The organism is Salinivibrio sp. PR919 (assembly GCF_001995355.1).
Classification (GTDB): domain Bacteria; phylum Pseudomonadota; class Gammaproteobacteria; order Enterobacterales; family Vibrionaceae; genus Salinivibrio; species Salinivibrio proteolyticus.
The window spans coordinates 1-9,400 of record NZ_MUFL01000104.1 but is presented as its reverse complement, the minus strand read 5'-3'; the positions used below and the strand labels follow the sequence as shown (position 1 = coordinate 9,400).

Genomic DNA, 9,400 nt, shown 5'->3' with positions numbered 1-9,400 from the left:
ATCTAAGATTAAACAGCCCATTGTCACTGCAAGCTACACACTGATGATGCGACCGTGGCGGCATCACACGTAATTCAGTCATGGCAACCGCAACCCTGTCCACTGGCGTGACCGCTTTTACCTTTACCTTGCCTATTACCACATCCGCGATGCTCAGAACCTAACCCACTTCGTTTAGAACCACACCCGCACATTCGATCAGCACGACACGCTCCTTTCCGAAGTTGGGATTGCTGCTTCATTCGCTGCAACGCCGGTCGTCCTTGACTCGCATCCGTAAGCGGTTGCCAGTACGCAGGCGATAACCACTGAGTGGGATTTAGACGACCATTGGTTAACTGATAAACATGTAAGCCAGCATCAAGTAATCCCGCTAACGCATGCTCGCCAATATGGCGTGTCACCACACGCGTTACTTGGTTAGCTTTCAGCATCGCTATCAAGGCGTTTTTGGCACCGCAACCTTCTGTTACACGTGGATTGGCGAACTGAACGAGTGCTTGGCCATCGTCGTCAAACAGCGCAAAGTGCTCGGCCTTCATAAAATGTCCCGCAGGGCGGTTTTGGTTCATCGCAATAGCAATTGTCATCTTCCGTTCTCTCTTTATATAAATAGCATATGCCAAAAATACGCTTTATTTTTGGCATATGCAATAAATGAGATTAAAAGCGATAAAGAATATTGCATATGCTTGACATATGCCGCGCAAAAATTATACTGAAAAGAGATTAAGCACACGCCTGCCGACCGAGGACCCTATGAGAACAATATCCATTTTTAAAAATGGCAAGAACCAAGCGGTACGCTTGCCAAAGGATTTTGAGTTTGACGGTGTTAATGAGCTTGAAATTCATAAAGAGGGGGATGTCATCACCTTACGCCCAGCTCGACCAAGTTGGCTCTCATTTGGCGAGATCGAAAAGGCTGATAGTGATTTCATGACCCATCGCGAGGAACTGATCAAAGACGAGGGGCGGTTCAACTTTGACTAATAAAATCAACTACATGCTTGATACATGTATTTGTTCATTCATTATGAGAGAGCAACCCAAACCGGTGTTGAAAAAGCTTCACACTGTTGTCGGCAATCAACATCGCATTGTTATCTCAGCCATTACCTATCAAGAAATGCAATACGGGTTGTTAGGAAAAAAAGCATCACCAAAACATGCCGTGCTTGTTGATGCTTTTCTTCAGCGAATCGATGAGATTTTACCTTGGGATAAAGCCGCCGTTGACGCGACAACTGCAGTTAAGCGCAACCTAATGAATAAAGGTACCCCTATTGGCGGAAACGACACCGCGATTGCCGGTCACGCCATTGCGACTGGTTGTGTGCTAGTCACAAACAATACGAGGGAGTTTCAGCGTGTTGAAGGACTGAAACTTGAAGATTGGGCTTAATAGTGCTGACGTAACGACGGCTCATGTCGAATTACTCTTCTGACTCAAACACCAGTGCTTTGCCTTCTACGAGGCAGGCGGTGGTTTTGGCGCGGGCGCGTTTAACCAGGTTGGCTAACGTTTGACGAGATACGCCCATGACTTCCGCCGCTTGCAGTTGCTGCATACCTTGATGATCAACAAGGCGCATGGCTTCGAACTCATCCAAACCTATGGTCACCGTCTCTAGCTCACTGAGTGGAATGGCGTTGGGTTTAAAACAGTTGGTATGGGGTTTCCCGCAGATACGGCGGGGCATTTTAGGACGCGGCATAGGGTCTCCTTTTTTGCCTATGCTAAGTGAGTTTTTTGCTTATGCCAACAAAAAGGGATGCCAGCGCATCCCTTTTCTATTTATCGCTATGGACAGTGACTTAGCCTGCCACGTTACACGCCGTACGTTACACGTCGTACGTGGTAGACGCGGTATTACCGCCGGTACCTGTCCAGTTGGTGTGGAAGAACTCACCGCGCGGCTGATCGATACGCTCATAGGTATGGGCACCGAAGTAGTCACGCTGTGCTTGCAGCAAGTTCGCGGGCAAGCGTGCCGTGGTGTAGCCATCCAAGAAGGTCAGCGCTGAGGTAGTACATGGCATTGGGATACCGGTTTCCATCGATTTCGCCGCCACTTTACGCCATGCTGCCAAGCAGTTATCCAAGATCCCTTTAAAGTAAGCATCTGAGCCCAAGAAGGCCAAGTTAGGATCTTTATCAAACGCATCACGGATGTTACCCAAGAAGGCTGAGCGGATAATACAGCCACCGCGCCACATCAGTGCGACGTTACCGTAGTTCAGATCCCAGCCATTCTCGTTTGATGCCTCACGCATCAGCATAAAACCTTGCGCATAAGAGATAATTTTTGACGCCAGCAGCGCTTGACGCAGCGCATCAACCCACTCGGCTTTATCGCCTTCAACCGGCTGGATGTGTTTTTCAAACAGCTTCTCTGCCGCGACACGCTGATCTTTAAGTGCCGACAGGCAACGAGAGAAAACCGACTCAGAAATCAGAGTGAGCGGAATGCCAAGATCCAGCGCGTTGATGCCGGTCCATTTACCGGTGCCTTTTTGGCCTGCAGTGTCGAGAATTTTCTCAACCAATGGCTCACCGTCTTGGTCTTTATAGCCCAAAATGTCTGCGGTGATTTCAATTAAGTAGCTATCCAGCTCGGTTTTATTCCAGTCGGTAAATACCTGCTGCATCTCGTCATGGCTCATGCCAAGGCCGTCTTTCATGAACTGGTACGCTTCGGTGATCAGCTGCATGTCGCCATACTCGATACCGTTGTGCACCATTTTCACAAAGTGGCCGGCGCCATCACGTCCAACCCAATCACAGCATGGTTCACCGGCGTCGGTTTTCGCGGCAATGCCTTGGAAGATAGGTTTAACAGCTGGCCACGCTTCTTCAGAGCCACCCGGCATGATAGACGGTCCAAAACGGGCACCCTCTTCACCGCCAGACACACCGGCACCAATAAAGTGAATGCCTTTTTCACGCAGTGCTGCCACGCGGCGGTTGGTATCTGGGTAGTTGGTGTTACCGCCATCGATAATGATGTCACCTTCGTCAAGCAATGGCGTCAGTTTGTCGATAAAGGTATCTACAACGGCACCTGCACGAACCATCAGCATCACTTTGCGTGGTTTTTCGAGCTTTTCAACCAGCTCTTCTAACGAGTAAGCGCCAACAATGTTGGTGTCCTTCGCTGGGCCTTCCAGAAATTCATCGACTTTGGCCGCGGTACGGTTATGCGCCACTACTTTAAAGCCGTTGTCGTTCATGTTAAGGATCAGGTTTTGGCCCATGACCGCCAAACCAATTACGCCGATATCACCTTTCATCGTGCTCTCCATTAATTCTGTTCTGGTAATTTTTTTGCTGCCGCGGCATCGAGTACCCATTCCGTGGTGCCTTTGGCACTGCGGATATTGGCGGCAGGATATGGCAGTTGGGTAGGCTCATGTGTGGCGATCTCATGCACGATCGCTTGTTTGCCTTCACCCAACACCAGATAACTGATTTTCTTCGCCGCGCGCAGCACACGGGCGGTTTTTGATACACGCTTTTGCCCCGATTCAGGATGCGAAGCCACCAGCGCGAGCGCGGTATTGTCATACTGAGGATCGTGCGGGAACAGTGAGGCCGTATGGCCATCGCCACCGACGCCCAGCAAAATCCAATCAAACACAGGCGTGCCGTTTTCGCTTGGGATCAAGGCTTGCATTTCGGCACTAAAACGCGCCGCTTCCACGTCCGGATCGTCTTCACCACGAATACGGTGAATGTTCTCTTCCGGAATGCGAATGTGGCTAAACAGCAGCTTATTGGCTTCGCCGAAGTTACTCTCGGCATCATCCGGTGCCACACAGCGCTCATCGCCCCACCAAAAATGCAGGTTTTGCCACTGAATCGCATTGGCATAATCGTCACTGGCTAAACGCTTAAACAGCATTTTGGGTGTGCTGCCGCCAGAAAGCGAAATGTGCACGGCACGATCTTGCTCGCTCAGCGCTTGCATCGTGTCGGCTAAATGATTGACCACCGCGTCGGCATCATCAAAAACTCGGGCATTTATCATAATTCGCAGTATTCCGTGTCAGTCAGGTTTTTGCAGGGGAAGCGCCAAGCATGGCCATCACGCTCCAGCAACTGATCCGCTTCTTTCGGTCCCCATGTTCCGCAGGCATAGCCAAACAAGGCCTTGTCATTTTCTTTGTACTGCAGAATAGGCTCAACAAACTGCCAACAAGCTTCGACCGCATCACTGCGCGCAAACAAGGTGGCATCGCCTTTAAGCGCATCCAGCAACAAGCGCTCGTACGCGGTCAACATCTGGGTTTCTTCCAATGAAGCGTAATGGAAGTCCATATTCACGGCTTTGGCATTAAAGCCGGCGCCCGGCTCTTTAAGGCCAAAGCTCATTTGAATGCCTTCGTCGGGCTGAATGCGGATCACCAAACGGTTCTCAGGGGCATTTTTGCCGAATACAGGATGCGGAGTTTGTTTAAAGTGGATCACCACTTCGGTCACGCGAGTTGGCAAGCGTTTACCGGTGCGCACATAAAAGGGCACCCCGTTCCAACGCCAGTTGTTGATAAACATCTTCAGGCCAACATAAGTCTCAGTACGCGAGTCTTCCGCAACACCTGGCTCATTGCGATAGCCCGGTAACGCATTGCCACCCACTAATGATTCTGTGTACTGGCCAAGCACCAAGTTGTTAGTCAGATCATCATCAGACAATGGTTCGAGTGATTGTAGTGCTTTAAACACCTCATCACGCATGGCGTCAGCATTGATTTGTGCAGGCGGCTCCATCGCCACAAGTGCAAGCACTTGCAGCAAGTGGTTTTGGAACATATCGCGCACCGCACCCGATTGATCGTAGTAACCACCGCGGCCTTCTACACCCAGATGCTCCGCACCGGTGATCTCTACATAATCGATAAAGTTACGGTTCCAAAGCGGTTCAAACATCGCGTTGGAGAAACGGAAAACCAGCAGGTTTTGTACTGTTTCTTTGCCTAGGTAATGATCAATGCGGTAAATCTGATGTTCGGCAAAGTGGGCGTGAATGTCTTTGTCGAGCTGGCGCGCGGAGGCTAAGTCATAACCAAATGGCTTTTCGACCACCAAGCGTTTCCATCCGGTGCTCTCGTCATTGAGGCCGTGTTCAGCCAAGCTGGCAGGAATCGAATTGTAAAGCTTTGGTGGCGTGGCGAGATAAAACAGCGTGTTCCGCTGGGTGAAACCATACTGATCGGCCAACACATCTAACCGCTCGGTTAGGTGGTGGTATTCGTGCGTATCTGAGATATTAAACGACTGATAATGCACATGCGCCATAAAGGCGTCGAGTGTAGCAGGATCGGTCTTCTCTAGCTCCTGCATGGAGTGACGTAATTTGTCGCGAAATGACTCGTCACTGTAGAAGGTGCGGCTTGCGCCTAGAATTGCGAAAGACGCAGGCAGCTGTTTGTTCGCATACAAATGGTACAGGGCTGGGATCAGCTTACGGAAGGTCAGATCGCCAGATGCACCAAAAATAACAATGCTGCTGTTTTCTGGAATTACCATCATCTTTCCTTTGATAATAAAGGTACTGCATGTGATTTGCGCCACAAATTAGCAGCGCTATGGCCAAATTGGTAATTGGCGCTACCTATTGATGCCATCGTTGTAACCACTGAATCTGGCGGCTGTTCCTTGTTCATCCCTACATTGAGAACTCAGCATTCCCAGCCAGTGTGCTACAAAGGCGGTCTAGTCTAGCACTTTCTTACTCAATAAGCTTTACCCTAACTGGTATGACATGGTCGAGTGCCCATCTGCTGAGCAGCGTCACACAGCTGTTGGATCAGTGCCTCGACTTTCTCATGCCGCGCATTGCGCAGAGTATATAAACCGACGTTACCCGTTTTGTAGGGATGGGTTGTCAGCACTCTCACACCCTGACTGGCGAGGTATGTGTCGGCTTTGCTGGTATAGGGCATCACCGCTTGCGTGTCGTGCAACAGATCGATACTGGCGCTCAGCGCATCAACATCAAACACCACGGTGTGCGCACAAGTGGCAGGTGTAATCGGGTTGGCAAGTAAATGCGCATGCCGGGCATGATCAGGGGTGACACGCATCAAGGGCCAATCACTCAGACGCTGAGGGTCGATGCGGGTCGATATGTCTGTGAGTAGCGGATGGTTATCAGCCACATAATAGCTTTCCGCGTCCTGAAACAAGGGCATAAAGCGCACTTGCTGGCTTGCAACCAGATCGTCAATTTCATGACCGATAAACACATCCACATCGCCACTAAGCAGCGATGCCATCAGTGCCAAGCGATTGCCAAATTCGATGTGGACCGCACACTGGCGATCGGCTTGATAATCAAGCACTGCCGGTTTAACAAACAAAGGCCACCACGCCTCCCCAGTGCCAAGCTTTATTTGTCCCGCTTCACGCGCTTGCAAAGCATGAAGCTGGGCATGAAGTCGTTGCCGCGCAGCATGCTGTGCGGTGGCATGCTGATAATAAAGCTCTCCCGCGGCTGTCATACTGACGCCACGAGGGTGACGGACCAATAGCTGACATGCGAGACGTTGCTCCAGCTTTTGGATCTGTGCCGTCAATGAAGGTTGGCTGATCCCTAACTGCAACGCAGCCGCTTTAATACCCCCTGCCTCAACTACCGCAATAAAGTAGCCGGCGACTTTTTCTACATCCATACCGCACTCACTCACAATTTAGCGGCTTACTTTATAGCCTAATAGGGATACACGATTCAATGATATCGCCGATTTTTAATCTGTTGTCACCTTAACTATAGCCAATAGGTTATATCAAAAAGCGTTACGCCTATTTTTCTTGGCACTGCTCGCGCGCTAGGCTGTTTGCCACATCTCAAGCTGAGGCTTTGAGGATTTTTATTGTCGATAAGAGGTAATCGGTATGCAGAACGCTTGGTGGCATGATGCCGTTGTTTATCAAATCTACCCACGCAGTTTTTACGACACCAATGGTGATGGCATTGGCGATCTTAATGGAATTATCGAGAAACTCGATTACTTACATTGGCTCGGCGTCAATGTGTTATGGCTATCACCGGTGTATCAATCGCCGATGGATGACAATGGCTACGACATTTCCGATTACTGCGCGATCGCGCCTGAATTTGGCACCATGGAAGACATGACGCGCTTGATTGATAAAGCCGGCGCGCTTGGCATCAAAATCGTGATGGATTTGGTGGTCAACCATACCTCCGACGAACACCCTTGGTTCCAAGCCGCGCTTCACGACAAAAACAGTCCTTATCGCGACTTTTACATTTGGCGCGATGCCAAACCCGATGGCAGTGCACCCGATGATCAAGGCTCAATTTTTGGTGGCAGCGCATGGCAATGGGAGCCAAACACCGAGCAGTATTACTTTCACTTGTTCTCCAAGCGTCAGCCCGATCTGAATTGGGAAAACCCTGCTGTCCATGACGCCGTGTATAAGATGATGAACTGGTGGATTGACAAAGGCATTGGCGGATTCCGCCTTGATGTGATTGATTTAATTGGCAAAGAAATCGACAAAGGCATTACCGGCAATGGCCCGCGCCTTCACCCTCTATTACAGGCCATGAATCGGGCCACATTTGGCGGCAAAGACTTGCTCACCGTCGGCGAAACATGGGGCGCAACGCCGGAGATCGCCAAACTTTATAGCGCACCGGAACGCAATGAACTCTCCATGGTGTTCCAATTTGAACACATTACCGCTACCTGGAAAGACGGCGATAAATGGCAGCCCGTGCCTCTGGATGTCGCCGCACTCAAACAGGTGCTGTTCAAATGGCAACAAGAGCTGGCCGATAGCGGTTGGAACTCACTATTTTGGAACAATCACGATTTGCCTCGCGCGGTGTCCAAGTTTGGTCACGACGGCCAATATCGAACCCGCTCGGCAAAAATGCTCGCCACCACCTTGCACTTGATGAAAGGCACGCCCTACATCTACCAAGGGGAAGAGATTGCGATGACCAATGTCGCCTTCCCGTCTATCGACGATTATCAAGACATCGAAACCCGCAATTTTTACGATTTACGTGTTGCTGAAGGCGTTGATCCAGACACCATGATGGAGGCGGTATACCAAAACAGCCGCGATAACGCCCGTACCCCGATGCAGTGGGAGAACGCACCGCAGGCAGGCTTTACCCAAGGAACTCCGTGGTTACCGGTTAATCCTAACTTCACCACCATCAATGTGGCACGGGCAACTGAAAATAGCGGCTCTGTACTTTATCACTACCGTGAACTGATCAAGCTGCGCAAGCAATATCCAGTGATCGTACACGGCCAGTTTGCGCCTGTGGAAGAATCACACCCTAACGTGGTGGCTTACGAGCGCTTCGACGATACCCACCGTATTTTGGTAGTCAGCAACTTTAGCGAGCATAAACAAACCATCACCCTCCCCGCGCATTGGCGCGATAAGGACTTAACCTGCCTTAGCTACAACATGGATCCGGTCAAACAGTTAAGCACTACCTACAAACTGGCTCCTTACGAGTCGTTTGCGGTGATTGATTAACGCCTCCCATCGTATCGCATGGATAAGTTCACCAAAAAAGCCTAGGTTTAGAAACATCTCTGGACCTAGGCTACAAGACTAAATAATACTCAATATCTAAGTCACTCGAGCTGTATGAGAAATCATCACAGCACAATAGCAGTCAAACAAAGGCAGCTATCGGTTCATGAAAACTTCTCCTACCGATGAAATATTAATTCGCACTCGCCTTAAAGCAATCGCAAAAATTTCACCAATTGGTGAATACGCCCAACCGTCAAAATAATAGATAAGATAGTCGCCAAGGTTAAAAAAGTGACGAGTCAATGCAGAGATATACCTGTCATTGCGGAATGTTTAGCCATTCAACCATCGTATTAACATCAATATTATCGATGACGTGATAGTAGTCACTTATTGAGGCACCACTACCGATAAATTGAACGCAGTATTAGTCACAGACTTATTTTACTCTTATTCTATTTAATTTTCGCGTGCGCTATCGCGTTCAGCAACCGAAGCGTTCAACACGCTAATATTAGTGACAATTTTGTTATTAGTTTATTGGGCTTACCAAAAGGACTGAGTGTATGTTTGTATACTTGTTCGAAGCCAAATCGATACAGTCTTATCTGTTTCAATCTGGCAAACTTAAAGATGTTATCGCAGCAAGCGAACGTCTTGATAATCTGGTTGACGAAACTTCAACCAGTATATTGCAATCCGTCATCGCATCAGCGGGGTTAAATACCGATTTATTAGACGATGAACTCGCCGAATCTTCCAATACGATTCACTTTCTACGCTGCAAAGGCGGCGCCTTTTACTGCTGTGCACAAACGCAAGCGCCACTTATAAGGCTTCGCTCCTTATGGACATTAACCCTACAAC

At 49.4% G+C, this 9,400-nt stretch carries 10 protein-coding genes; 4 read left to right on the top strand and 6 right to left on the bottom strand.

Features of this window, described 5'->3' with window-relative positions; translation table 11 throughout:
* Positions 1–74: 74 nt before the first annotated feature.
* Entirely contained in the window at positions 75–590 is a 516-nt protein-coding gene (locus BZG83_RS14865; protein WP_077481683.1) for a NifB/NifX family molybdenum-iron cluster-binding protein, read from the bottom strand.
* Positions 591–699: 109 nt separating this feature from the next.
* On the opposite strand from BZG83_RS14865, the gene vapB reads away from it, so the two are divergent.
* Together vapB and BZG83_RS14855 are read left to right on the top strand one after the other, a co-directional pair.
* Positions 700–993, top strand: a complete 294-nt coding sequence (gene vapB, locus BZG83_RS14860; protein WP_415752728.1) for a type II toxin-antitoxin system VapB family antitoxin — start codon at positions 700–702, stop codon at positions 991–993.
* Positions 986–1,405 (top strand): type II toxin-antitoxin system VapC family toxin, encoded by a 420-nt coding sequence (locus BZG83_RS14855; RefSeq protein WP_241825760.1) that lies wholly within the window; start codon positions 986–988, stop codon positions 1,403–1,405. The genes vapB and BZG83_RS14855 overlap by 8 nt, the downstream gene beginning before the upstream one ends.
* A gap of 31 nt (positions 1,406–1,436) precedes the next feature.
* Here BZG83_RS14855 and BZG83_RS14850 read toward each other — a convergent pair whose 3' ends face one another.
* From BZG83_RS14850 to BZG83_RS14830, 5 genes are all read right to left on the bottom strand, one after another.
* Complete coding sequence (locus BZG83_RS14850; RefSeq protein WP_021023566.1) at positions 1,437–1,718, bottom strand: DUF134 domain-containing protein; 282 nt, start codon at positions 1,716–1,718, stop codon at positions 1,437–1,439.
* Positions 1,719–1,845: 127 nt separating this feature from the next.
* Positions 1,846–3,294, bottom strand: a complete 1,449-nt coding sequence (gene gnd / locus BZG83_RS14845) for a decarboxylating NADP(+)-dependent phosphogluconate dehydrogenase (protein ID WP_077481681.1) — start codon at positions 3,292–3,294, stop codon at positions 1,846–1,848.
* An 11-nt stretch (positions 3,295–3,305) separates the two neighbouring features.
* On the bottom strand, positions 3,306–4,031 hold the full coding sequence (gene pgl / locus BZG83_RS14840) for a 6-phosphogluconolactonase (RefSeq protein WP_077481679.1): 726 nt from the start codon (positions 4,029–4,031) through the stop codon (positions 3,306–3,308).
* Positions 4,028–5,530 carry a glucose-6-phosphate dehydrogenase gene (gene zwf / locus BZG83_RS14835; protein ID WP_077481677.1) on the bottom strand — a complete coding sequence of 501 codons (1,503 nt, stop codon included), beginning with the start codon at positions 5,528–5,530 and terminating at the stop codon, positions 4,028–4,030. The genes pgl and zwf overlap by 4 nt, the downstream gene beginning before the upstream one ends.
* A 221-nt stretch (positions 5,531–5,751) precedes the next feature.
* A complete protein-coding gene (locus BZG83_RS14830) occupies positions 5,752–6,675 on the bottom strand; it encodes a LysR family transcriptional regulator (RefSeq protein WP_077481675.1) in 924 nt (307 codons plus the stop codon).
* A 223-nt stretch (positions 6,676–6,898) separates the two neighbouring features.
* Here BZG83_RS14830 and BZG83_RS14825 point away from each other — a divergent pair, with 223 nt between their 5' ends.
* Together BZG83_RS14825 and BZG83_RS16930 are read left to right on the top strand one after the other, a co-directional pair.
* Complete coding sequence (locus BZG83_RS14825) at positions 6,899–8,530, top strand: glycoside hydrolase family 13 protein (RefSeq protein ID WP_077481673.1); 1,632 nt, start codon at positions 6,899–6,901, stop codon at positions 8,528–8,530.
* A gap of 569 nt (positions 8,531–9,099) precedes the next feature.
* A partial coding sequence (locus tag BZG83_RS16930; RefSeq protein WP_206744373.1) for a hypothetical protein occupies positions 9,100–9,400 on the top strand: 301 nt, incomplete at its 3' end.